Consider the following 23,291-nt stretch of genomic DNA (forward strand, 5'->3'; position numbering starts at 1 on the left):
GACCTCAGGTCCACCGTTTCCTGTAACCGTTTATTGCGGTGCGCAGACGGGAAGCGGCTTTCCGGGCTTCGGGGGATTATCGGCCTTGTACTTGGCGATAACTGGCTCGAGAGTTGTCTTCGACCAGAATTTCGGGGTGCCGATCTTCTGCAGGCATTGATCGTTCCAGTACAGCCCCGCTTGCGACAGCGATGCATGGGACGCAGCAGCCTTGGCAACGGCTGATATATCCGATGATTCCGGATAGATATAAAGCGTCGTCGGGTTGTCCTTAACCATGGAGATGACCTGGTTGGCATCCGTCGGCGACCAGCTGGTGCAGCCATTGCTGCGGCCGCCGGCGTAGTTGACCAGATTGCCGAACGGCACATAGCCGTCCTTGTTGGCGTAGGGACTCGCCGGGGCCTTCATCATGCACATGGCGGCCACCTTCGCGGCTGCGTGACCGCCGATAACGCGGGCGCGCGCATTCGCCGTATCCCCCTCGCCGTCGAACTGGAGGAAGGACCGCATGAAGACAGCGTCCTTGACGCCCGATGACTTGTAATATCCTTTGAAGGACGTCTTCACCTCGCTGGTGACATAGGAGCCACCCGTCGTCAGGTTGGAGTCCATGGCGTTGCCGAAATTGCGGGCACATTCCCGGCCGTTGGAGAAATCGACGACGCCTGGAAGCTTCGTACCGCTGCCGTGGCCGGCTGCGATCGCGCGAAACGACTGGCTGGCCTCGCAGATGATGTAGAAGCGGCCACCGGAAGTTTCGCTGCCGGGATCGTTCGGCTTGGTGGCATCCATCGCAAAATAGCATGGGTTCCGGACCCTGCCTTCGCTGACGCGCTGCTGGTAGAGAGCACGGGCGCGCTTCAGGACAGGTCGCGCAATCTGGCCCGGCCCGAGCCCGACATGGGCATCGAGCCAGGACGGGAAGGAGCCCGACTGCTGGACGGCAGAGGCTGGCACGGCGCTGCCGAGGAGCGCCGCAATGCTGAAGACGCCAATGGTCTGGCCGATGGTCCGAAAGGTCGAAGGCAACCGCACGTACTAAGCACTCCTAGAGAATCAGGGCTCGCCCCTAGCATGCAGCGAGCCGTCAAACACAGTCGATAGAGCGATTCGGAGCATATTTCGTAAACAGGCGAGTCAATCCTTCGTGAGCCGACGGTTTCTAGCTTCATTAATTGGACATCCCGGTAGGGGAAGCAGATTGCATCGCTCATTCGAACAGATCGAGCGAGATGCTGTCGCTGATGCGCGACGATATCTTGTGGCGGCTGGCCATGATCTCGGCGCGGATCAGGCCCTGCGGATCGTATAGATCGGTTGCCCGCTCGATCAGCCAGACGCGTCGGTGCGTCTCCAGAGCTGCCCTAACCTTTTGACGATCCTCGGGCATGATTTTCGGCGCGCCGCGATTGCTGACGTAGACGCGTGGCATACCGAGCGCTGGAAACGGCGCCGGCAGCACCATCAGATCCGGGAATGGCTGCGTGCGGGCAATGTAATACCGCATGGGAGCATCGAGTTCGTTCGGGGAGGCTATGACCAGATCGCCGGGCTCGGCATCTGCCGCGATGGATGCGACGAGGCCGCGCCAGTCCTCTGTATCGAGGTGATAGACTGCGTTGGTCGACATCAGGCACATGCCGATGAACAGCACGGCCGTCACCAGTCGCAGGCTTGACCAGCGGCTTCTGGTCAGCATGCCGATGGCGATCAATCCGAGCACGGTCGGCGCCATCCATTCGAACAGGCGGTCGATGTAGACAGGCTTTATGAAATAGCTGATCGCCAGCATTGTCGCCCAGGGCAGGAGCACCACGACCAAGATGAGCGCTGCCAGTGGCCGCTGATTGCGCCAGACCGACGCCATACCGGCGAAGAACAGCAGCACGGCGGGAATGAAGGGCAGATAACCGCCTGCGATCAGGAACCAGGCGGTCAAGAGATCCCAGGGTGAGAAGGTGATCCAGAAGGCAAGCGATGCCATGCCGGAATTTTGCCGGATGAACATCGGCAGGAAGGGCGACCACAGCAGGAGCGCCAGGACGCCCGGCAAGGCGACAGCCAGTGCCTGCCCTGCCCGGCAACCGGGAATGAAGACAAGCAGCGACGTTATCAGCCCGACCCATATCCCGAGGGCGACCAGGATACCGGTGTCGTGCAGCCACATGGTTGCGGCCGTAGAGAGACCCAGCGCTGCAATCGGTGACACGAGAGGGCGCAGGAGAAAAGACTGTTCAGCCCCGGCCCGCAGCCGCTGCAGCAGCACCAGCGCCGAGAGAATGGCAATGGATGCGGCAAAGGTTTCCAGCGCATAGGGCCGCGCCTGCTGCGCATAGTATATGCTGCCCGCGTTGATCGCCAGAAGCAGCGCCGCCAGCAGTGCAATCCGGTCGCCACGTGGACCGGCATTGAGGATGCGACCGGCTCCCGCCACCAGCAGGATGGTGGCGACGCTTGCCAGCACCGACGGCATGCGAAGGGCGGCCTCCGAGTTGCCGAACAGCATCGTCCAGCCCTTGAGGAGGGTATAGTACATCGGCGGATGGGTTTCGTAGAGCGGCACGTCGGTCCACAGCGCACGCAGCGGCTGGGCGGCAAACCATGCAGTATAGGCCTCATCCAGCCACAGCGACCGGGTAGCCAGGTTGGGCAGCCGCAACGCAAGGCCGAGCAGGGTTATCGCGACGCAGGCAATCCAGAATATGCGGGTGCCGAGGGGCGCATCCCTGTCGAGCAATCCCATCGGCGACATCCCAATCCTACCCCGCGCCCGGCCGGCATCCGCGCGTCCCTCAGACATGGTGCTGGTGCACCGTAGCAAGCGGCAGTTCCGAGGGTACGACCTCATGGCGACGCTTGACGAGGTAGATGGGCCGGCGCTTCGACTCGAGATAGATGCGGCCGATATATTCCCCGAGCGTTCCGATGCCGATCAGTTGTATGCCGCCGAGGAGGAGGATTGCTGTCGCCAGCGACGCGTAGCCTGGCACATCGACGCCCTCGATCAAGGTTCGCAGAATGAGGAAAGCGGCGCGGCCGATGGCGACCAGCGCTACGGCGACCCCAAGATAGGTCCAGATACGCATCGGCAGCGTGCTGAAGCTGGTAATGCCCTCGAGGGCGAAATTCCACAGGCGCCAGCCGGCGAATTTGCTCTGACCGGCGACGCGCGCCTCGCGGGTGTAATCGACGATTGCCGTCTCATAGCCGACCCAGGCGAACAGGCCCTTCATGAAGCGATGGGATTCCGGCAATTGCTTGACAGCTTCAACGACCGCACGCGTCATCAGCCGGAAGTCGCCGACGTTTTCCGGAATCTGCACATCCGAGACGGCGTTGTGAAGACGATAGAACCAGGATGCCGTCAGCCGCTTGGCAGCGCCGTCCGAGCGGCGATCCGTGCGACGGGCGAGCACGACGTCATATCCCTCACGCCAGCGCTCTACCAGCCTTGCGATCAGTTCGGGCGGATCCTGCAGGTCGGCATCGAAAGGAACGACAGCATCGCCGCGGCTTTCGTCGATGGCAGCTGAGAGGGCGGCCTCCTTGCCGAAATTTCGGGTGAGATCGATGACGCGAATGCGAGGGTCGCTTCGGGCAGCAGCCAAGAGCAGGCGCAGGGTGTCGTCGCGGCTACCATCGTTGACACAAACGATCTCGAAGCGCAGCGCAGGAATGTCCTCCAGAGCCGGGACAACGGCGGCAAAGAAAGCCGCAACCATCTCTTCCTCATTGTAGAAAGGCACCGCCAGCGACAGCAGAGGCATTTTGCCGCCGCTGTTTTCGTCTTGTAGCTGCCAGTTCATCTGCATCCCATCGCTTTTGCGCAGAATGCAACTATTTGCCGATTCGGCCAATGACTTCGCGTGGCATGATCGCCGGCAGCGTCAGGCGCCAACGACCACCGTGGTGTCGCGCGGATATTCGCCGTAGAAACCCCGCCAGTTGGCCACAGCAAACCCGAACACGACAAGGGCACCGCCCTGGTGCGCGAGAGCCAGATGCAGAGGCACCTGCATCAGCAGCGTGGCGATGCCGAGCCCGGCCTGGCAAAGCACCAGAAACGCCAGCACCACGGCGCGGCGGGTATGGGTGCTGCCGGGTGTAACACGCAGGCAGACGATCATGTTGACCAGCACCACGGCAGTCAGCGCGTAGGCCCCGAGACGATGGACATATTGCACGAGCTTCGGGTTCTCGAAGAAATTGATCCACCACGGGTTCTGGACGAACAGATCGCCGGGAACGACGGCGCCGTCCATCAACGGCCAGGTGTTGTAGCTGAGGCCGGCATGCAAGCCTGCGACCAGCGCACCGAGGTAGATCTGGAACAAGGCCATCAGGGCGATCAGACCGGCAATCCGGCCGGAATGGCTACTCGGAGGCGCGTCGTCCGAATGCGGGGTCAGCGCCCGCATCACCCACATACAGGCGGCAAAGATCAGGCAGGCGGTGACAAGATGCGTGGCAAGCCGGTACTGGCTGACGTCGGTGCGGGCTTCAAGGCCCGACGACACCATCCACCAGCCGATTGCGCCCTGCAGTCCGCCGAGAGCAAAGATACCCACCAGCGGCAGCCGCAGGCTTTTCTCGATCCGGCCGGTCGCCCAGAAGAAGATCAGCGGCACGGCGAAGATGACGCCCATTGCGCGCGCGAGCAACCGGTGCGCCCACTCCCACCAGAAGATGCTCTTGAAATCATCGACCGTGATGTCGCTGTTCAGCAGCTTGAATTGCGGGATCTGCTTGTAGCGATCGAACTCATCCTGCCACTCGGCGGCGTTCAAAGGCGGGATCACGCCGTGGATCGGCTTCCACTCGGTGATCGACAGTCCGGATTGGGTCAACCGCGTCGCGCCGCCGACCAGAACCAGACAGAACAGTGACAGCAGCACGAAGCCGAGCCAGATGCGGACGGCACGGCGATTGCGCTCCTGCCGGGCGACCTCGCCGCGAACGACCTGTTCGGTGGAAAAATGTGCAACAGCCATGGTGGGCTCCTTCAATCTGCCTGTTGATTTGCCCCAGCGAGCGGTGCAAAACAAGGGCTGCGCCTTTGCGGCATGGGGTCGCAACTCCCCATCCCCGCAATCGACTGCCGAGGAGAGTGCCACCATGCCCATACGCCTGCGCAAATTCATCGGCACCATTCTGTTGGTCGTGCTGGTGCTCGGCTACGCTCTGCTGGCTACGACGGTGGCAGTCAATGCGCTCGGAGCCTCCCCCTGGTGGGTGCACCTCACCTACTTTTTCCTCACCGGCCTGTTATGGATCCTGCCGGCGATGGGGCTGATCAAATGGATGTCTGGACCGAAGCAGGGATAGCTGCCTGCCGGAGTTAACCGCCGGATAAGCATGATCGCCGGAAGACACCGGCCAAACCTGCACTTAAACCGAAAATAGACGGCCTCGCCCCTAGCGTGCGCCTGCAGAACAGGCGCGGAGGCCAAAAGTGCGGACGGCGACAGGCGAAACCGGAACATCAGCCGATGGCGAAACCGGCGTCGTGGTGCAGCCTCGACCAGCAGCGCCGCTGCAGGCCGGCAGCGGCTCGCTGACGATCACCGTCAGCGACAGCATGGCGCCTCTGGAAGCGGAATGGCGTGGGCTAGAGCGAGACAGGCTGACATCCCTGCACCAGAGTTTCGGGTGGTGCACGGCCTGGGTCGAGACTTATCGGCCGACGCTTGCCATCCTGCGCGCAAGCATCGGCTCCGAAGTGGCTTTCATTCTGCCGCTAGAGATCGTCCGCAGCCATGGCGTCAGAACCGCACGCTTCATCGGCGCTCCTCGCAGCAACATTAATACCGGCTTGTTCTCCGCGAAATTTCTTGCCGACGTCACAACCCTTTCGGCAGATGTTCGGGCGGCCATCGCTGCCGCGTTGCGCGGGCATGCCGATCTGCTGTTGCTGTCGAACCTGCCGCTGGCATGGCGCGGTCGTGTCAGCCCGCTCGCGTCCCTGCCCTCCGTCGAAAACCAGAACCGTGCCTTCCAGTTGCCTCTGCTGGGCTCATTCGAGGAAACGCTCAGCCAAGTCAATGCGAAACGGCGTCGCAAGAAGTATCGGTCCCAGACCAAGTTTCTCAACGAAATCGGTGGCTTCGAGCATGTCGTCGCCACGACGCCGGAGGAAAAGCGACAGATGCTCGATCTTTTCCTGCAGCAGAAGGCAGAACGGTTCAGAGCGGCCGGGCTGCCAGATGTCTTCCAGGGGAGCGACGCCCGCGACTTCCTGCTACGCTTGCTCGCGACGAAAAATATCGAGGGCGACAGCATCGCGCTCGAATTGCACGCCATCAGGCTCAAGGGACGGCATGACGGTCATCTGCCGGCCATTGCAGCCCTTTCGCGCAAGGGAGACCACGTCATCTGCCAGTTTGCCTCAATCGACGAGAGCGTGGTCCCGGAGGCCAGCCCCGGCGAACTGCTGTTCTGGGTGATGATCGAGAAGTGCCAGGAATCCGGCATCGCGCTGTTCGACTTCGGCATCGGCGACCAGCTCTACAAGCGCTCGTGGTGCCCGGTGCAGACGGTGCAGCACGATATCCTGCTGCCGGTCTCGCCACTCGGGAGGGTCGCCGCCTTCGGGCAGAGAAGTCTGACGCGGGCAAAGGCGCTGATCAAGGGTAACCCGCGCCTGTACAGTGCCATCCAGAAACTGAGGGCTCGCCGCCAGCAGGCGGCAACGCTGGACGGAGCCTGAAGCAAGCCTCAGGCGGCGGTGCGGTGCCGGTCCTCGTCACCGTCGCTGCTGATGCCGGACATCAGCACGAGATGCTCGTAGCCGGCCTGCTGGAAATCATGCATGACGGCGACGAACTTCGCCTCATCCGGCACGGGCATGGAGAGGATGATCTCGATATCCTTGCTGCGCGTCAATTTCGCAATCCCGTCGACGTTGACCGCACCGCATTCGACCAGCACCAGATCATAGGCCGACACGAGTGCTTCGAGGATCAGCGAAAGCCGGTCGGCTCCGCGCATGGCGCTTGCAAGATCGCTTGCTCCGAGCGGCACCAGATGGGCGTCCGACAGGCGGTCGGGATGGATGGTGTCGGCAAACGCTGCTTCACCGCACAAAAGGTCGGTCACGCCGGGAAGTCCCGGCTTGTCGGCCATCAGGCGCGTCGGGCAGGCTGTGCCGGTCATGTCGACCAGGACCACGCGGCGGCCGCTGTCGGCGATGGTGCGGGCCAGCATGACGGTGGCAGTCGAACCCGCGTCACCATCCGGCGAGACTGCGATTGCCATCGGCACCTTGGCATCGATGAAGTATTCGGCGACCGATGGGATCGAGAAGTCCTCCACCGCCTCGACAGTGGCGGCAGGCAGCGCTTCAGGCTCAGCGACGACAGCCGCTGCCGGGGGCTGCATAATTGTCTCCGGCTGAACGGCAGCCCGTTCGGGCGCCTGCACTCTGCGTGTTGCCGACAGCAGGCTTGCGGGCACTACCGCACGGCGGAGCGGCGCGGCTGTCGCACTCGGCAGGCCATCGTCTTCGAACATGGTCGCACGGCGCGCACCGTCATTGGGCAAGCCCACCGGCCGCAGGGCGCGACCGCTGAACAGCTCCATAAGCATGATGACAATGGCACTGAGCACGAAGGCTGCAACGGCGGCGATGACCACGATCGGCCCGACCTTGGGGAAGTAGGGGTCAACCGGCTCGACCGCACTCGACACGATCCGGGCATCGGCAGGGCTGGAATTCTTGTCGGAACGGGAGGCAGCTTCGCGGTAGCGGGCGAGATAGGTCTCGAGCAGCTGCCGCTCGGCGGTTGCCTCACGCTCAAGCGCATTGAGGCCGACGGTGTCTTCGCCGGCACGGGCGCTGTCCGCCTTCAGGAGCTTCGACTGCGCCAACAGCTGCTGCTCGCGCATCGCGGCGATCTTTGCCTCGTTGTCGATGCCGGTCAGGATCTTGCGGGTCTCGCGGGTGATCTGCGAGCGGATGTCGGCCAGCTGGGCGCGCAGGCTCTTCAGCCGCGGGTGACCGTCCATCAGCGTCGTCGAAAGGTCCGAAATCTGCGATTCGAGGCTGGACTCGGTCGTCTTCAGACGCTGCATTGTCTGCGAGCCGCTGACGTCGTTCAGCGTGTCGGTGGGGCCGCCGGAGGCCAGGGCGTTACGTACGGCCTGGGCACGGGCATCGGCATTCGCCTTTTCGCCGCGCACCTGGGCAAGCTGCGTCGAGATGTCGGTCAGTTGCTGGTTGGAAAAGCTGGTGGTGTCGTTGGTCTGCAGCAGGCCATTGGCACTGCGGTAATCTGCAACCTTCTTTTCCGCTTCCGCCACCTTGATGCGCAGGTTGGCGATCTCCGGCTCCAGCCAGCGGGTTGCCTCGGCATTGGAATCGAGCTTGGCGCCGCTCTGCATCGAGAGATAGACCGAAGCCATGGCGTTCGGAACGCTTTCGGCGAGCTTCGGATCCCGCGAGGTGAACTGGATGCCGATGACGCGCGACGTGTTGATCTGGTAGACCTGCAGCCGCTCGGTAAAGGCATCGAGGATGCGCTCCTCCGGTGCCTTGTCGGATGAAGGCTTTTTCAGATGCAGGGTGACCAGCAGACCGGACAGCGCCGACGACCGCGCACTGTCCTCGAACTCCGGCAGGTCGTAGAGCTTCAGCTGGGTAATCACCTGCTTGATAAGGTCGGCCGACTGCAGGATCTGCACCTGGCTGGCGATATTGAGTTCATCGAGCAGAGACGCATCGTTGCTGCCGGCGCTTGCCTGGTTGCTCGTGGTGGCAAAAGCCGCAGCGCGCGGCTCGATCAGCACCCTCGTCTCGCTGCGATATTCGGGCGAGACGACCTTGGCGATTACGAAGGCGACAAGAGCAGCGGCAGTGACGATCAGCACCACGCGCAGCCGCCGACGCCATACGGCCCGGAAAAGCTGGCTCAAATCAATGTCGACATCCTGCTGGCTGCTGTTTACGCCGGGCATACCGCACTCCGATACTCGTTTGGCGGCAACCGTAAACGACTATGGTAACGCAAGGGTTAAGGCCCCTCTTCTGCTGAACCGGCCCATTATGCGCAATTTGTCGTCCCGATTTACCGTCTGTTAACCCTAACAGACTGATAACGGGTTCATGATTTTATTCCTTTGTGAGCACGCGGATGTCTTTCGCTAAGCGTAACATCGTCTTCGTCCTGAGCATGGTTGTCCTCGGCACCGCCCTGAGCGGCTGCGTGAGCTATCAGCCAGCGCCGGAGGCGTTCAGCGCCGCGACTATCCAGCCTTACCGGCTCGATAGCGGCGACCGCCTGCGTGTGACCGTCTTCGAGCAGCAGGCTCTCACGAATACCTATACGGTAGATCAGGCCGGTTATATCTCGGTGCCACTGATCGGCCAGGTGACCGCTCGTGGCAAGACGATGCAGCAACTGTCCGGCGAGATCGCGTCGAAGCTGAAGCAGGGCTACCTGCGCGACCCGGACGTCTCCATCGACGTCGACCGTTATCGCTCGATCTATGTCATGGGCGAAGTCGGCCAGCCAGGCCAATACTCCTATGTCCCCGGCATGACGATCCAGAACGCGGTGGCAGCCGCCGGCGGCTTTACGCCGCGCGCCTATCAGGGCAATACGGACGTTACCCGCAAGATCAACGGCCACGTGATGACAGGGCGCGTCGGAATTTCCGATGCGGTGCTTGCAGGCGACACAATCTACGTCCGCGAAAGGCTGTTCTGATTATCAATGGCGAAGCCTTTGCGCATTATCCATTGCTTCAGGTCGCCCGTTGGCGGGATCTTCAGGCATGTGCGCGATCTGGCCGAGCAGCACAGCCGGGCCGGCCATCACGTCGGGATCGTCTGCGACAGCCTGACAGGCGGAGCGCATGAGGATGCGCTGTTTGACGAAATAAAGCCGTTCTTGACACTCGGCCTGACGCGCATGCCGATCCGCCGTTCGGTGAGCTTCGCGGACATGCCGGCGATTTGGCGGGGCTACAGGACGATCAAGAGTTTGCGGCCGGACGTGCTGCACGGACATGGCGCCAAGGGCGGCATGCTGGCGCGCGTCATCGGCACAGTGTTGCGGGTGAACAAGTATCGCGTTGCCCGCGTCTATACCGCCCATGGAGGCAGCCTGCATTTTTCAAAGGCGTCTCTCAAGGGACGCGCGGTGTTCACGATGGAACGCCTGCAGGAACGCCTGACGGACGCGCTGATTTTCATCTGCGATTTCGAGAGACACGCCTACGAGGCGAAGGTCGGCCCTCCCTCCCCCATGTCGAGGCTCGTCTACAACGGCATCAACGAGCGGGATTTCAGGACTGTTCCAACCCGATCAGACTCCGTCGACTTCGTCTATATCGGCATGCTTCGGGACCTCAAGGGTCCCGATCTGTTTATAGAGGCCTTTGGGCGGACCGAGAGGCTGGTCGGTCGGCCATTGTCGGCGCTGTTGATCGGCGATGGGCAGGACCGGGAAAAATACATGAGGATGATAGTCGCGGGCGGACTTTATCCGCGCGTCGGCATTCTCCCCGCCATGCGCATCGAGGACGCCCTGTCGATGTCGCAGACCGTCGTCGTTCCCTCCCGCGCCGAATCCATGCCCTATATCGTGCTCGAGGCACTGGCGGCCAGCAAGGGCGTCATCGCATCGGCAGTCGGTGGAATTCCCGAAGTACTGGGCGCAACCAGCGAGGGTCTCGCCAAGGCCGGCAACGTCGCCGACCTTGCGCGCATCATGGCCGCCTCGATCACGGAACCGGACTGGCGTATCCGCGCCATGCCCGGTCTTGAAATGATACACAAAAGATTTTCGGCGCCCGTTATGGCCGGCGAAGTTCTGAAGCTGTATACAGACATACTGGATCTACAGGCCAGTTCCTAAAATTTAACCTACCTTACTAAGCCATCCTTAGGGGCCTTTCGATAGAAATTGATACGTCAGTGAGACGGATCGAGAGCGATGACGAATATCGAAAAGCCTGATGACTTCGACCTCGACAAAATTCGCAAGAGCGTCTCGGAAATCCGTGCCCGCAGTCCCGACGAAAAGGTCGAGGCCGAGGGCACCGTCAAGCTCAATCCGTTTGCGCGGCAGATCGCCGAGCAGTTTCGCGAAGGCAATTACACGCCGTCGATCATCATCGGCCAGTTCATGCTGTTCGAGTTCGTGTCGTTACTGGCGCTGGGACTGCTGCTGCTTTACCTGCGTTTCGGCAGTCCGACCTATGAAGCGCTGATCCAGGTCCCAATCACGGTGCTTGTCGCCGGGATCAATATTCTCTCGCTGCAAGTTTTCGACACCTACCAGATACCGGTGCTGCGCGCGCCGACGCGCCACCTCCGCCGCATTGTTCTCGGTTGGGCACTGCCGTTCGTCGCAATGCCGCTGTTTGCGATTGCCCTGAAGATGCTGCCGACCTTCCCGCCGCGGCTGATCATGAGCTGGTGCCTGATCGGCATGGCGTTCCTGTTTGCGGAGCGGCTGCTGTTTGCCTGGGGCATTCGCCGCTGGGCGCGCAACGGCATCATGGAACGTCGCGCGGTCATCGTCGGCGGCGGTCAACCTGCCAAGGAATTGATCCGGGCGCTGGAGGATCAGGTCGACAACGATATCCGCATCTGCGGCATTTTCGATGACCGGGGAGAAAGACGATCGCCCGTCGTCGTCGCCGGCTATCCGAAACTCGGCACAGTCGCCGAGCTCGTGGAATTTGCCCGCGTCACCCGTATCGACATGCTGATCATCGCCCTGCCGATATCTGCGGAGGAGCGTATCCTGCAGCTTCTCAAGAAGGTGTGGGTGCTTCCGGTCGATATCCGGCTCGCCGCCCATGCAAACAAGCTGCGCTTCCGGCCGCGCGCCTATTCGCATGTCGGCTCTGTGCCGATGCTGGACATCTTCAACAAGCCGATCCCGGACTGGGATTCTGTCGCAAAACGGGTGTTCGACGTGTTTTTCAGCGTGCTGGCACTGCTGTTGCTCTGGCCGGTGATGGTCGGCGCGGCGATTGCCATCAAGCTCAATTCCAAGGGCCCGGTGTTCTTCATGCAGAAGCGCCACGGCTTCAACAACGAGATCATCAAGATCTTCAAGTTCCGCTCCATGTATACCGACATGAGCGACCCCACCGCCCGCAATGCCGTCACCAAGGGCGATCCGCGCGTTACCAGCGTCGGCCGCTTCATCCGCAAGTCGTCCATCGACGAACTGCCGCAGTTGTTCAACGTTCTGCTGGGCACACTGTCGCTGGTCGGCCCACGCCCCCATGCGGTTGCCGCCGCCAGCCATGACCGATCCTATGGCGATGTTGTCGAGGGCTATTTTGCCCGCCACCGCGTCAAGCCGGGCGTTACCGGCTGGGCGCAGATCAACGGCTGGCGCGGCGAGATCGACAATGACGACAAGATCAAATTCCGCACGGCCTACGACCTCTATTACATCGAGAACTGGTCGCTGCTATTCGATCTCAAGATCCTATTCCTGACGCCGATCCGCCTGTTCAACACCGAAAACGCCTATTGAGCCCGATGAGCACGTTCGCCACCCCATCACCGCAGGTCACCCAACCGCAGCTCGCCGCGCTGCGGCTGATCGGCACCGGCTGCGTTGCGTTCGGCGTCTTCCTCTCCGGCTTCGTCGTCGCAGAACCGGCGCCGTACGAACTGTGGATGGCGATGCTGATCGGCCTCTGGTTCATGCTCGGCCTGCGCATCTCGCGCAGCGTGGCGCCGTTGCTCGTGCTGTTTCTGACATTCAACATCGGCGGGATGCTGTCGATGACGCAGATGCGCGATCTCGGCAGCGCAGAAATGGACGCACCGATCTATATCGCCGTCTCCACCTTTCTTGCCCTCAGCGCGGTGTTCTATGCGGCCATCATCGAGCACAACGGGAACGTGCTGAAGCTCATGTTCAAGGTCTGGGTGGCTGCCGCCATCATCACGGCCTTGCTCGGCATTCTCGGCTATTTCCATGCCTTCCCCGGCGCCGGCATGTTCACTCGCTACGACCGGGCGATGGGTGCCTTCCAGGATCCGAACGTCTTCGGCCCCTATCTGGTGGCGCCGACGCTCTATCTCATCCATGGCGTCATCATCGGCGACCTCCGCAAGGCGCCCCTGAAGGCAATCGGACTGACGATCCTTGCACTCGGCATTTTCCTGTCGTTTTCGCGCGCCGCCTGGGGCCTGTTCGCCTTCTCGTCGGTGGCGCTGGTGTTCTTCATGCTGCTCAAGCACCGCAGCAATACGTTTCGCCTGCGCATCCTGGTCATGACGCTGACGGCAATCCTGCTGCTTGGCGCAGCCCTCCTGGTCGCCCTGCAGTTCCACCAGGTCAGCGACCTGTTCTCGACCCGCACCCAGCTGGTGCAGGACTACGATGGAGGGCACCTCGGGCGCTTCGAGCGCCATCGGATCGGCTTCCTGCTGTCGATGCAGCGCCCGCTCGGCATCGGGCCGCTTGTGTTTGCGACGATGTTCCGCGAGGACGAACATAATATCTGGCTGAAGACTTTGACGACCTACGGCTGGATCGGTTTCTTCTGCTGGGTGAGCATGATCTGCTGGACCATCTATATCGGCTTCAAGAACGTTTTGAAGGAACGGCCCTGGCAGCCGTTCCTGATGATTGCCTGGATCGTCGTCCTCGGCCATGTCGGCATCGGTAACGTCATCGACACGGATCACTGGCGCCATCTCTACATGCTGATCGGGATCGTATGGGGCTGCGGTGCGCTCGAAGTTCGCCACCAGCATCGGCTTGCCCGGGGAGAAATCGCGGCATGAACGTCAGCACCGCGATTACGCACCTGTCGATGCTGCAGATCCTCGAGCCCGGCGGCGGCGGCTCCGGCCGGCATTTCCTCGACCTCTGCCGGGCCATGCAGCACCGTGGCCATGCCGTGACGGCGATCTATTCACCGGTGCGCGCCGAACAAAAATTCGTCGACGAGCTTGAGGGCATGGGCCTCACCGCCGTGCATTCCGTCGGCATGAAGCGGGCTCTCGGCCCGGCCGACCTCACCGCCTGGCTGGAAATCCGCCGGCTCATCGCCGCGCATGGTCCATTCGACCTGATCCATGGCCACAGTTCGAAGGCCGGGGCTCTCGCGCGGCTTCGGTTCCCGTGGTCGAAGACGCCGGTGCTCTACACGCCGCACGCCTTCCGGACGATGGACCCCTCGCTCGGAGCAAAGCCGCGCTTCGTCTTCGGCAGCATCGAGCGGCTTCTCGGCGCGTTCTTTTCCGACCGGGTGATCTGCGTCTCGCGCGACGAATACGACCATGCCGTCTCCATCGGCATTCCGAGACGCCGGCTACGGGTCGTCTACAACGGCGTCGCCCGACCGCCGGTCGGCGAACGCCAGGCAATTCGTACCCGCTTCGGCATTGCTCCGGACGACATCCTCTTCGGCTTCGTCGGCAGGCTTTCGGCCCAGAAGGCGCCGGAACGGCTTGTCGCCGCCTTTGCGCGCGTGGCCGAACAGCTGCCTTCCGCCAAGCTGCTGATGATCGGCAGCGGCGAGCTCGAAGACGAGGTCAGGCAGCGTATGGCTGCGGCCGGCCTCGGAAACCGTGCGCATCTCGACAGCAGCATCCACGGCCCTGTCGCCATCGACGCTTTCGATATCGTCGTCATGCCGAGCCGCTACGAGGCCATGTCCTACGTCATGCTGGAGGCAGCATCGGGTGCCAAGCCACTGATCCTGACCGACGTCGGCGGCGTCAGCACGGTGCTCGAAGACGGCCGCAACGGCATCAGGATTGCCAACAGCGACGATCCGGCAGAGTTGGCGGCCGCGATGGTCAGCGCTGCAGAGCCGGAGACCAGAACGATCTTCACGGCCGAGGCGCAGCGGCGCCGCAACCGATACACGCTGTCAGGGATGGCCGACGAAACCGAGGAAATCTATTTCGAATTGCTCGGCCATCAGTTGCCCACCCTCTTGAGAACGCCGGAGAATGCCCTAGAGTTGAAGGCATGATCACAGCAGCACAAATCCGCGCCGCCCGCGCCATGACCGGCCTTTCACTGCAACAGCTGGCGGACGCCGCCAGGCTCAGCTCAGCCGAGGTCGAAGCCATCGAAACCGGCACTGAACCCGCCAACAGCCACGCTGTCTCGGCCATCCGCGCCGCGCTCGAGGCCAGCGGCATACAGTTTCTCGCCGATGGTAGCCAGGATGGCGGCGGCGCCGGCCTTAGACTGAAACACACCCACGGCGACGAAGGCACACGCCCCGAAAACCTCAATTCCACCAACGACGACTGAATTTCTCCTTTCGACACAATTTCCACGGCAGCGCAACAATTCCTGCAACGCACGGAACAAAAGCGGCAGTCGCGCATTCTGCTCCCGCATTACGCTCAGGGGGACATCTTGAATCGCAGCAACGGGCTCTATCTCATTATCGGCGCACTGATCGTCGCCGTCATCGGCCTCGGCGCCTATGTTTATCACGAAAAGCAGAAACCCGAGGGTGTCGAACTCACCATCGGCAAGAACGGCGTTTCAGTCGAACAGAAATGACCGGCGGGGGTCGGTCGCTTCTCTCGACGCTGCCGACCCCGCACTCCGTTATGATAACGTTCCCCTCTTGGATGACCCACAGTTGCCTCCACCCTGAATTCAGGCTGTACAGTATCAGCAACTGTCTGAGACAGCGCTCAAGTTCAGTCGCTCCCCTCTTCACCCACCTCTACAGTCGATACAAAGCCACCAAAATCATTAGGCCTGCTACGCAATGACGTCCTCATGCGCTTGTCTGCGGCGTAGGGCACACTACATCTGCGCGGTCTGTCGCCCCATGGCGGCTTATCCCACAAGGAGAAAAGCCAGTGAAAGCTGCAATCTACAGCGAACCAGGCACGCCGGATGTTTTTCATTATGGTGAGGTTGCCGATCCTGTTCCAGCCGACGACGAAGTGCTCATCCGCGTCGAGGCTATCAGCATCGAGGGCGGCGACCTGATCAACCGGGCGCTGACGCGCCAGGGTGCCGACGAAGTGGTCGGCTATGCGGCCGCAGGCACGATCCTGCAGGTTGGCGAGGCTGTGACAGGGCTATCCGTCGGGCAGCGCGTTGCAACTTTCCAATGGAAGGGATCGCATGCCACTCTTCGCGCGGTTACGGCGGCAAATTGCTTCATCGTTCCAGACGGCCTCGACATAGGAGTAGCGTCCGCCATTCCGGTCGGCCCCGGCACGGCCGCCTATGCGCTCAAGCTCGGTGATTTGCAGAGCGGCCAGACCGTCCTCGTCCTCGGTGCCAGCGGCGGCGTCGGTCTTGCCGCCGTCCAGCTTGCCGCCAAGGCCGGCGCACGGGTAATCGGCACCGGCACCAAGGCAGAGAGCCTCGCAAAGCTCAAGGCCTATGGCCTCACGGACGCAATCGTCACCGCTGACCAGCCGGCGAGCGAACACGTCCGTGCGCTTCTCGGGGGCAACGAGGTCGATCTCATCATCGACAATGTCGGCGGCGACGCACTGGTCGATTCTCTCAAGGTGTTGAAGGACGGCGGCAAGGCTGTGTTGATCGGCGTCTTCGGCGGCCGCAGCACGATGATCGATGCGGGCCAGATCCTGATGCACCGCCACGTCATCATCGGTTGTCTCCTCGGTACGGCAATGACCGATCCCCAGGCACGCAGGCTGATCGAGGAACTGTTCCCGATGGCCAAGGACGGTTCCCTCAATGTCCCGATCGATGCCACGTTCCCCCTCTCCGAGACAGCCGCCGCGCACCGACGGGCAGAAGAACGCGGCCGCATCGGTCGCGTCATCATGACGGTCTAGGCTTTCAGGCGCATTTGTGTGCCTCGAACTGAAGTTACAGGCGGCGCACCGTCGCCTGTGACACGCAAGCGGCAGCCTCCCGGAGCCGGCAACGCCTCACCCGCTTGACAGCCGCCCTGTGCCGCTGCCACTGATGTGCGGGCTGCGTAACGCAACGCGGCGTGCTCTGGAGCGATGTCCACGGCAAACACATCCCGTCAGGACGCGTCATGCCGTTACCCCTGCAGATCTGGATCATTGGGCGGAGACAAGGGTCCCACCTTGCCGGCACCTCTATCGCCATACGCTGCCGGAAGAGTTGAACCTTGGCAGATCGCGTCATAGTCGTGGCTCCCGACAGTCCCCCAGCGCACGGCATTGCCTTTGGCGAGGCGCTGCTGGTGTGGGCTCGGATCGCCGCCCTGAGCTTCGGGGGCCCGGCCGGACAGATTGCGCTGATGCACCGGATTATCGTCGAGGAGAAACGCTGGGTCGGTGAAGCGCGCTTCCTGCATGCCTTGAACTACTGCATGCTGCTGCCTGGCCCGGAAGCACAGCAATTGGCGATCTATCTAGGCTGGCTCCTCCACCGCACGGCTGGCGGGCTTGTCGCAGGCACGCTGTTCGTACTTCCCGGTTTCGTGGCAATCCTTGGCCTCAGCTATCTCTACGCCGCCTTCGGGGATGCCGGCATGGTGGCCGGCCTGTTTTTCGGCCTGAAGGCGGCGGTTCTTGCGGTCGTCGTCCAGGCAGTCCTGCGGATTGGCGGACGGGCGCTGAAAAACCCCGCAATGATCGCCATTGCTGCCACGGCGTTCGTGGCGATCGCAGCCTTCCATGTGCCGTTCCCGCTGATCATCGTTGCGGCCGGCCTCGCTGGCTATGCCGGATCACGGGCGGGACTTGGCTGGTTCCGGATCGATAGCGGCCACCGATCGGGCTCCGGGCGGGTTATGCCGGATGCAGACTCCGCGCTTGGGGAGGACACCCCAGAGCACGCACGTCCTGACGTCGGCTGGTCCTTGCGAATAGCCATCGTCTTTCTCACCCTGTGGCTCGGACCGGTGATCCTTCTTCATGTCCTCTTGGGCGCGGACAATGTCTTTACCCAGATTGGCGTCTTCTTCAGCAAGATGGCGGTCGTCACCTTCGGTGGCGCCTATGCGGTGCTTGCCTATGTGGCACAGGAGGCCGTGCAGCACTACGGATGGCTGAAACCCGGGGAAATGCTCGACGGGCTCGGCATGGCCGAAACGACCCCAGGCCCGCTGATCATGGTGACACAGTTCGTCGGCTTCATGGGCGCCCTGCGCAATCCGGGGAGCCTGAACCCAATGCTCGCGGCAACGCTGGCCGCCATTCTGACGACGTGGGTAACCTTTGTGCCGTGCTTTCTCTGGATCTTCCTCGGTGCGCCGTTCATCGAGCGCATGCGCAGCAATGTCGCTCTTTCCGCCGCCATGTCGGCGATAACAGCTGCAGTGGTCGGCGTCATCCTCAACCTGGCGATCTGGTTTGCCGTCCATACGCTTTTCGGAGCAGTCCGTACGGCAGGCATCGGCCCTGTCAGCCTCGAAATCCCGATTTTAGCCTCGGCAGCCATTCCCGCCATGACTTTGTCGCTGGCAGCGGCCATCGCGATTTTCCGCTTCAAAGCTTCCGTTGTCACGACGATGATAGCCTGCGCGCTCGCCGGCATGGCATGGACCGCGCTACGGTGAAGCAGCCAGCCTGAGGTTTTTTTGTGATTTTACCAGGGATATCAAGGAGATAATTGGTCGGGGCGACAGGATTTGAACCTGCGACCCCTTGACCCCCAGTCAAGTGCGCTACCGGGCTGCGCTACGCCCCGACCTGCCTAAAAGGCTTGGTCTGATTAGTCTTTCGACTTTCTGGACGCAAGCGAAAAAATGCCGGGTGCCGAATGAATTTGTGAGGGGGGCGAGATTCCTGTCGGCAGCCGTATCAGGGCGCTCCCAGAATGCCCGATTTTTGCCCGGAAATGGCCTAACTCGGTTCATCAGCCGTTCAGACCTGCGGTCGCTAAATAAGCCGTCCAATAGGAGGAAGTTTGATGAAGAACATGATTATTGCCTCTGCAATTCTGGTCGGCGGTTTGTTCGCGACAGGCGCGAGCGCAATGCCTGCGGTCTCGATCGCCAAGGCCCCGACCGTCGTCGTGCAGGTGGATTACGTCTGCGGTCCCGGCTTCCACCAGACGCCGTGGGGCGATTGCCGACGCAACGGCTGGCGCCGTTTGCCGCCACCGCCACCGCGTTTCTACGGTCACCATCGCCCGCCGCCACCCTATTGGGGTGACCGGAGATGGCACCACCACCGCCACTACGACGACTACTGAGATCGTCGCATAAAATCCACTCGCGAGGGGGAACGAACGAGGCCAGGCCCGCGTTTCCCGTCGCCAATCCAAATGGAGGAAATCCCATGAAAAACCTGATCATAGCTGCTGCAATCGCAGTGACTTCCATCGTGTCATTCGCACCGGCCTCATATGCCGACACGGTCACCACCGTGACGACGCGCGAACGGCCGATGCACCGCGGCTGGCATCATCCCCCACGCCGTCACTGCTACGTCAAGGTGACAAAAGTGCGTCACCATGGCCAGCTAGTAGTCCGCAAGACGCGCGTTTGCCGTTAATCGCCCGGACTGCCCGCGTTCGCGCGGGCAGTCCATCGAATGACGTTGCCGAATGACGTTGCTATCGGAACTTCGCAGCCACTTGGCTGTTTTTCTGCAACACAGGAGAAGAAGATGGCAAAGAACGACGAAGACCTCCACGCCGGCTTTACCGGCACGCCCGTAGAGCCTTCCGACAGCGTCGCCGAAAAGGCAAAGGCTGTCGTTTCTGGCCTGAAGGACGAGGCAAGCGCCGTATCAGCAGCGGCGGTCGAACACCCGCACACGGCGACTGCGCTGCTGGTGACCATCGGTGCCATCGCATTCGGTCTCGGCTACGCGCTCGGACACTCTTCCGGCGTTAACAGCCGCCAGCGCTTCTGGCGCTAACTAGGCAACAACCAAATTACTGGCAGACGTCGACCCACTGAGCACCGGTGAGATCTACCATTCGCTGCGGCGACAATCTCACTGCCGAGTTTGTCGCCCCGGCCGCCGGAAGAACTTCCGCGTAGGCCTGCAACGATACATCGCAGTAAATGGGCAAGTCCGTTGCGAGACCAAACGGGCAGACGCCACCGACGGGATGTCCCGTCAGTGTTGCCACATCTTCCAAATCCAGCATCCGGGGCTTGGCGCCGAGCGCCTCGCGGCTCTTCTTGTTGTCCAGCCTCGCAGTACCGCTCATGACGACAAGGATGACCTTGTCGCCGACCCTCAGGCAAATCGTCTTGGCGATCTGGCCAGGTTCCACGCCGTGAGCAGCAGCGGCCATGGCAACGGTAGCGGAGCTTTCGGCCGTTTCGATAATCGTCAGGTCTGGCGCATTGGCTTCGAAAAAGCGTCTTACAGTTTCCAGTGTCATGGTCCACGGATGCCATAGGCCTCCACGGGGTGCAAGCCCGGCGGCAACGGGGGAATTCGTCGCCTCCCGTCAGGAACATTCCCCAGGATTCGACGTTAGCGAGGTGGGCTACAGGAGGACTGGTACCATGAGCACTTATATCGACAGCAAGACAATCGAGAACGCTGCCAACAGGCGCGTGTGGAGCGTTTCCGAATTTGCCCGGCGCTACCGGCTGGACAAGACTGAGGAAGACAAGTTGTTGGCGCTTCTAGGGCCCTTCGCGCTCGAACACGAACTGCTGATGAACGCCCAGCGGCGCCCGGTTTTCCGGTAGAGTGAAATCCGCGACAGTTTGCGACGGGCGCCTAAGGCGTCCGTTTTGTTTTCGAGGCGGTATTCCGGCTCAGCATTTCGTTCCAGGCGGGGCATAGCTCCGCTACATGACATAGATGTGTGCCACCGAAAAAGCAGACGGTCCGCTAACGGACCTTGACACCCCGTCGTTTCAAGCCAAATAAGCTGCTGGTAGGGTTGAACAGGGGAACACATATTCGTGACACACCGCAGAATTCTGGTCGTAGAAGACGATGCGCTCATCGCCATGCTTTTGGAAGATATGCTTTCGGAACTCGACTACGCGGTTGCCGGTACGGCAGCGGATTTGGAAGACGCGCTTGAAATGGCGAAGGGTGGCGCCTTCGATGCAGCTATTCTCGACGTGTCTCTGGCAGGTAAGAGCTCGCTGCCGGTTGCACGTCTGCTCGATGAGAAGAACAAGCCCTATATCTTTGCCACCGGCTACGGCGTCCTGCCCGAGGGCATGGAAGGCAGCGGTCGTCAGCTGCTCAACAAGCCCTACCAGCTACACCAGCTGGAAGCCGCCCTTACCAGCCTCAACATCGGCTGAGGCCTCCGGTCAGCGAACCTGATCGAGTAGACGCTTGCATTCCAGCAGATCGTACAGCGCTTCCTGCAACAGCGCACGATCTTCCTTGCCCACAGTCGACCCGCCCAGTGAAATCTCCGGAGCGCCCTCTTCGCCGCCTCCGAAATTGAAGAACCGACGGCTGGTCGGAGTCTTGGCGCGGCCGACGATCTGGTCTTCCTCGGCGGTGCTGACCCGTGGTTCGGACGGAGCCGGCTCCTGTACCGCAGCAGCAAGCGCCTCGACGCTGGCAAGGTCGCCACTGCCGACCGCGATCACGAACTTGTTGCCATTCGTCTTCAGAAGCTTCTGGACGCCCTTGATCGTGTAGCCGTGGTCGTAGAGAAGATGGCGGATGCCCTTTAGCAGATCGACGTCTTCCGGCCGGTAATAGCGGCGGCCGCCGCCCCGCTTCATCGGCTTGATCTGCAGGAAGCGGGTTTCCCAGAAGCGAAGAACGTGCTGGGGGAGATCGAGATCGTCAGCGACTTCGCTGATGGTGCGGAAAGCATCCGGGCTTTTGTCCAACGTCACTCTCCCTGCACGACCATTCTCGCCATCTGTAACGAATCGCTATATTTCAAAGGTTTGCGACACGCATTTCAAGTGCAGTCTGCGGGTGTTACACAATGAACACCAGCATTATGCGAAAATATGTGTTGGAAAATTGATCGAAGATGCCCGCTGCAAAAGCGGTTAGCCCGTTCAGGCCACGGGCGCTGCGGGCTTGACCTTGGTCTTGCGGCTCGTATGGGCCTTGAGGATGCGGGTCTTCAGCACGTTGGATGCTTTGAATGTCATCACCCGGCGCGGCGATATCGGCACTTCCTCGCCCGTCTTCGGATTGCGGCCGATGCGCTCGTTCTTGTCGCGCACCTGGAACGTCGCAAACGACGAAAGCTTGACGATTTCGCCCCGCACGATGGCGTTGCAGATCTCGTCGATCACGGTTTCGACCAGTTCCGCGGATTCGGTACGGGACAGGCCGACCTTCCGGAACACCGACTCTGCCAAGTCTGCCCGCGTGACTGTCTTACCGGTCATGGTTCCCCGCCCATCGTGTTCTGGAATTGTGGTCGCCGCGAGAGAGTATTGCCCTTGCGCCGAACGGTCAAGCTCTTGTTCGGAATCGGAATTTGGGTTTGGCCGCTACCAACGCAGCAACACCGCACCCCAGGTAAACCCGCCGCCCATGGCTTCCAGCATCACCAGATCGCCCTTCTTGATCCGCCCGTCTCCGGCAGCAGTCGCAAGCGCCAGCGGAATGGAGGCAGCCGAGGTATTTCCGTGAAGATCGACGGTGATGACGACCTTCTCCGGCGGAATGCCGAGCTTCCTCGCGGAACCGTCGATGATGCGGCGGTTGGCCTGGTGCGGCACCAGCCAGTCGAGATCGTCGGCAGTGGTGCCGGTGGCCTCGAAAGCGGCAACGATGACATCGGTGATCATTCCGACCGCATATTTGAAGACCTCGCGGCCTTCCATGCGCAGCTTGCCGACGGAGCCCGTCGAGGATGGCCCGCCGTCGACGAAGAGCTTGTCCTTGTGTGCCCCATCAGAGCGCAGACTGGCAGTCAGCACGCCGCGATCCGCAACAGTGCCCTCGCCTTCAGCCTTTTCCAGAATCAGCGCGCCTGCCCCGTCTCCGAACAGCACGCAGGTGGTGCGGTCGTTCCAGTCGAGGATGCGCGAGAAGGTCTCTGCACCGATCACCAGCACACGGTTGGCAAGGCCGCCGCGTATGTAAGCATCGGCAGTGGTGACGGCATAGACGAAACCGCTGCAGACCGCCTGAAGGTCGAATGCGAAGCCGTGGTGCATGCCCAGACGGTTCTGGATATTGACCGCAGTCGCTGGAAAGGTGTTGTCCGGCGTCGAGGTGGCAAGGATGATCAGGTCGATGTCAGCGACCGTCAGGCCGGCATTGTCGAGCGCAGCACGGGCAGCGGCTTCGCCGAGCGATGCGGTGGTCTCACCATCTCCGGCGATGTATCGCTGGCGGATGCCGGTGCGTTGGACAATCCAGTCATCGGACGTATCGACGACGGTTTCCATTTCGCGATTGGTCATCACGCGCTTCGGAAGCGCTGCCCCGAAGCCGCGGACTACTGAACGGATCATGCTGA

At 61.7% G+C, this 23,291-nt stretch carries 25 protein-coding genes and 1 tRNA gene; 16 read left to right on the forward strand and 10 right to left on the reverse strand.

What is annotated here, in order from left to right:
- Nucleotides 1–30: 30 nt before the first annotated feature.
- The 4 genes from J5278_RS12670 to J5278_RS12685 form a co-directional block, all read right to left on the reverse strand.
- Entirely contained in the window at nt 31–984 is a 954-nt protein-coding gene (locus tag J5278_RS12670; RefSeq protein WP_257623403.1) for a murein L,D-transpeptidase catalytic domain family protein, read from the reverse strand.
- A gap of 229 nt (nt 985–1,213) precedes the next feature.
- Nucleotides 1,214–2,746 carry a glycosyltransferase family 39 protein gene (locus J5278_RS12675; protein ID WP_209183453.1) on the reverse strand — a complete coding sequence of 511 codons (1,533 nt, stop codon included), beginning with the start codon at nt 2,744–2,746 and terminating at the stop codon, nt 1,214–1,216.
- A 49-nt stretch (nt 2,747–2,795) separates the two neighbouring features.
- On the reverse strand, nt 2,796–3,809 hold the full coding sequence (locus J5278_RS12680) for a glycosyltransferase family 2 protein (RefSeq protein ID WP_247749028.1): 1,014 nt from the start codon (nt 3,807–3,809) through the stop codon (nt 2,796–2,798).
- Nucleotides 3,810–3,890: 81 nt separating this feature from the next.
- Nucleotides 3,891–4,994, reverse strand: coding sequence for a COX15/CtaA family protein (locus J5278_RS12685; RefSeq protein ID WP_209183452.1), 1,104 nt, complete (start codon nt 4,992–4,994; stop codon nt 3,891–3,893).
- A 124-nt stretch (nt 4,995–5,118) separates the two neighbouring features.
- Between J5278_RS12685 and J5278_RS12690 the strand changes: the two genes are divergently transcribed.
- Together J5278_RS12690 and J5278_RS12695 are read left to right on the forward strand one after the other, a co-directional pair.
- Nucleotides 5,119–5,328 carry a DUF2842 domain-containing protein gene (locus J5278_RS12690; RefSeq protein ID WP_209183450.1) on the forward strand — a complete coding sequence of 70 codons (210 nt, stop codon included), beginning with the start codon at nt 5,119–5,121 and terminating at the stop codon, nt 5,326–5,328.
- Between the two features lie 127 nt (nt 5,329–5,455).
- On the forward strand, nt 5,456–6,709 hold the full coding sequence (locus J5278_RS12695; RefSeq protein ID WP_257623366.1) for a GNAT family N-acetyltransferase: 1,254 nt from the start codon (nt 5,456–5,458) through the stop codon (nt 6,707–6,709).
- Nucleotides 6,710–6,717: 8 nt separating this feature from the next.
- Here the strand turns inward: J5278_RS12695 and J5278_RS12700 are convergent, their stop codons facing one another.
- Nucleotides 6,718–8,955, reverse strand: coding sequence for an exopolysaccharide transport family protein (locus J5278_RS12700; RefSeq protein WP_209206586.1), 2,238 nt, complete (start codon nt 8,953–8,955; stop codon nt 6,718–6,720).
- A 176-nt stretch (nt 8,956–9,131) separates the two neighbouring features.
- On the opposite strand from J5278_RS12700, the gene J5278_RS12705 reads away from it, so the two are divergent.
- The 9 genes from J5278_RS12705 to chrA all read left to right on the forward strand — a co-directional run bounded on the left by J5278_RS12705 (nt 9,132) and on the right by chrA (nt 18,474).
- Nucleotides 9,132–9,707: a polysaccharide biosynthesis/export family protein gene (locus J5278_RS12705; protein ID WP_209183446.1), complete on the forward strand. Its 576-nt coding sequence runs from the start codon at nt 9,132–9,134 to the stop codon at nt 9,705–9,707.
- Nucleotides 9,708–9,713: 6 nt separating this feature from the next.
- Entirely contained in the window at nt 9,714–10,859 is a 1,146-nt protein-coding gene (locus J5278_RS12710; RefSeq protein ID WP_209183444.1) for a glycosyltransferase family 4 protein, read from the forward strand.
- A 78-nt stretch (nt 10,860–10,937) separates the two neighbouring features.
- Nucleotides 10,938–12,500, forward strand: coding sequence for an undecaprenyl-phosphate glucose phosphotransferase (locus tag J5278_RS12715; protein WP_142829540.1), 1,563 nt, complete (start codon nt 10,938–10,940; stop codon nt 12,498–12,500).
- A gap of 5 nt (nt 12,501–12,505) precedes the next feature.
- Entirely contained in the window at nt 12,506–13,765 is a 1,260-nt protein-coding gene (locus J5278_RS12720) for an O-antigen ligase (RefSeq protein WP_209183442.1), read from the forward strand.
- Nucleotides 13,762–14,964, forward strand: coding sequence for a glycosyltransferase family 4 protein (locus J5278_RS12725; RefSeq protein WP_209183440.1), 1,203 nt, complete (start codon nt 13,762–13,764; stop codon nt 14,962–14,964). The genes J5278_RS12720 and J5278_RS12725 overlap by 4 nt, the downstream gene beginning before the upstream one ends.
- Nucleotides 14,961–15,251 (forward strand): helix-turn-helix transcriptional regulator, encoded by a 291-nt coding sequence (locus tag J5278_RS12730; protein WP_142829543.1) that lies wholly within the window; start codon nt 14,961–14,963, stop codon nt 15,249–15,251. Before J5278_RS12725 ends, J5278_RS12730 begins: the two co-directional genes overlap by 4 nt.
- A gap of 108 nt (nt 15,252–15,359) precedes the next feature.
- On the forward strand, nt 15,360–15,509 hold the full coding sequence (locus J5278_RS12735; RefSeq protein WP_162854771.1) for a hypothetical protein: 150 nt from the start codon (nt 15,360–15,362) through the stop codon (nt 15,507–15,509).
- 308 nt (nt 15,510–15,817) lie between these two features.
- Entirely contained in the window at nt 15,818–16,774 is a 957-nt protein-coding gene (locus J5278_RS12740) for a zinc-binding alcohol dehydrogenase family protein (protein WP_209183438.1), read from the forward strand.
- Nucleotides 16,775–17,079: 305 nt separating this feature from the next.
- Entirely contained in the window at nt 17,080–18,474 is a 1,395-nt protein-coding gene (chrA, locus tag J5278_RS12745; protein WP_209183437.1) for a chromate efflux transporter, read from the forward strand.
- A gap of 54 nt (nt 18,475–18,528) precedes the next feature.
- Here chrA and J5278_RS12750 read toward each other — a convergent pair.
- Nucleotides 18,529–18,605: transfer RNA gene (locus tag J5278_RS12750), tRNA-Pro, on the reverse strand.
- A gap of 222 nt (nt 18,606–18,827) precedes the next feature.
- Here J5278_RS12750 and J5278_RS12755 point away from each other — a divergent pair.
- From J5278_RS12755 to J5278_RS12765, 3 genes are all read left to right on the forward strand, one after another.
- Complete coding sequence (locus tag J5278_RS12755; RefSeq protein WP_209183434.1) at nt 18,828–19,112, forward strand: GCG_CRPN prefix-to-repeats domain-containing protein; 285 nt, start codon at nt 18,828–18,830, stop codon at nt 19,110–19,112.
- A gap of 86 nt (nt 19,113–19,198) precedes the next feature.
- Nucleotides 19,199–19,414, forward strand: a complete 216-nt coding sequence (locus J5278_RS12760) for a hypothetical protein (protein ID WP_209183432.1) — start codon at nt 19,199–19,201, stop codon at nt 19,412–19,414.
- 114 nt (nt 19,415–19,528) lie between these two features.
- Complete coding sequence (locus tag J5278_RS12765) at nt 19,529–19,783, forward strand: hypothetical protein (protein ID WP_209183430.1); 255 nt, start codon at nt 19,529–19,531, stop codon at nt 19,781–19,783.
- 16 nt (nt 19,784–19,799) lie between these two features.
- Here J5278_RS12765 and J5278_RS12770 read toward each other — a convergent pair whose 3' ends face one another.
- Nucleotides 19,800–20,258 (reverse strand): YbaK/EbsC family protein, encoded by a 459-nt coding sequence (locus J5278_RS12770; protein ID WP_209183428.1) that lies wholly within the window; start codon nt 20,256–20,258, stop codon nt 19,800–19,802.
- Between the two features lie 127 nt (nt 20,259–20,385).
- Here J5278_RS12770 and J5278_RS12775 point away from each other — a divergent pair, with 127 nt between their 5' ends.
- Together J5278_RS12775 and J5278_RS12780 are read left to right on the forward strand one after the other, a co-directional pair.
- Nucleotides 20,386–20,574, forward strand: a complete 189-nt coding sequence (locus tag J5278_RS12775; RefSeq protein ID WP_209183427.1) for a hypothetical protein — start codon at nt 20,386–20,388, stop codon at nt 20,572–20,574.
- Between the two features lie 267 nt (nt 20,575–20,841).
- Nucleotides 20,842–21,147 (forward strand): response regulator, encoded by a 306-nt coding sequence (locus J5278_RS12780; RefSeq protein WP_247749066.1) that lies wholly within the window; start codon nt 20,842–20,844, stop codon nt 21,145–21,147.
- A gap of 9 nt (nt 21,148–21,156) precedes the next feature.
- Here J5278_RS12780 and J5278_RS12785 read toward each other — a convergent pair whose 3' ends face one another.
- From J5278_RS12785 to J5278_RS12795, 3 genes are all read right to left on the reverse strand, one after another.
- On the reverse strand, nt 21,157–21,699 hold the full coding sequence (locus J5278_RS12785) for a MerR family transcriptional regulator (protein WP_142829561.1): 543 nt from the start codon (nt 21,697–21,699) through the stop codon (nt 21,157–21,159).
- A gap of 171 nt (nt 21,700–21,870) precedes the next feature.
- Entirely contained in the window at nt 21,871–22,209 is a 339-nt protein-coding gene (locus J5278_RS12790) for an integration host factor subunit alpha (protein ID WP_111220525.1), read from the reverse strand.
- Nucleotides 22,210–22,314: 105 nt separating this feature from the next.
- Nucleotides 22,315–23,286, reverse strand: a complete 972-nt coding sequence (locus tag J5278_RS12795) for a beta-ketoacyl-ACP synthase III (RefSeq protein WP_209183425.1) — start codon at nt 23,284–23,286, stop codon at nt 22,315–22,317.
- Nucleotides 23,287–23,291 lie beyond the last annotated feature (5 nt).

Origin of the sequence: Rhizobium sp. B21/90 (assembly GCF_019355815.1) — a bacterium.
Taxonomy (GTDB): domain Bacteria; phylum Pseudomonadota; class Alphaproteobacteria; order Rhizobiales; family Rhizobiaceae; genus Rhizobium; species Rhizobium rhododendri.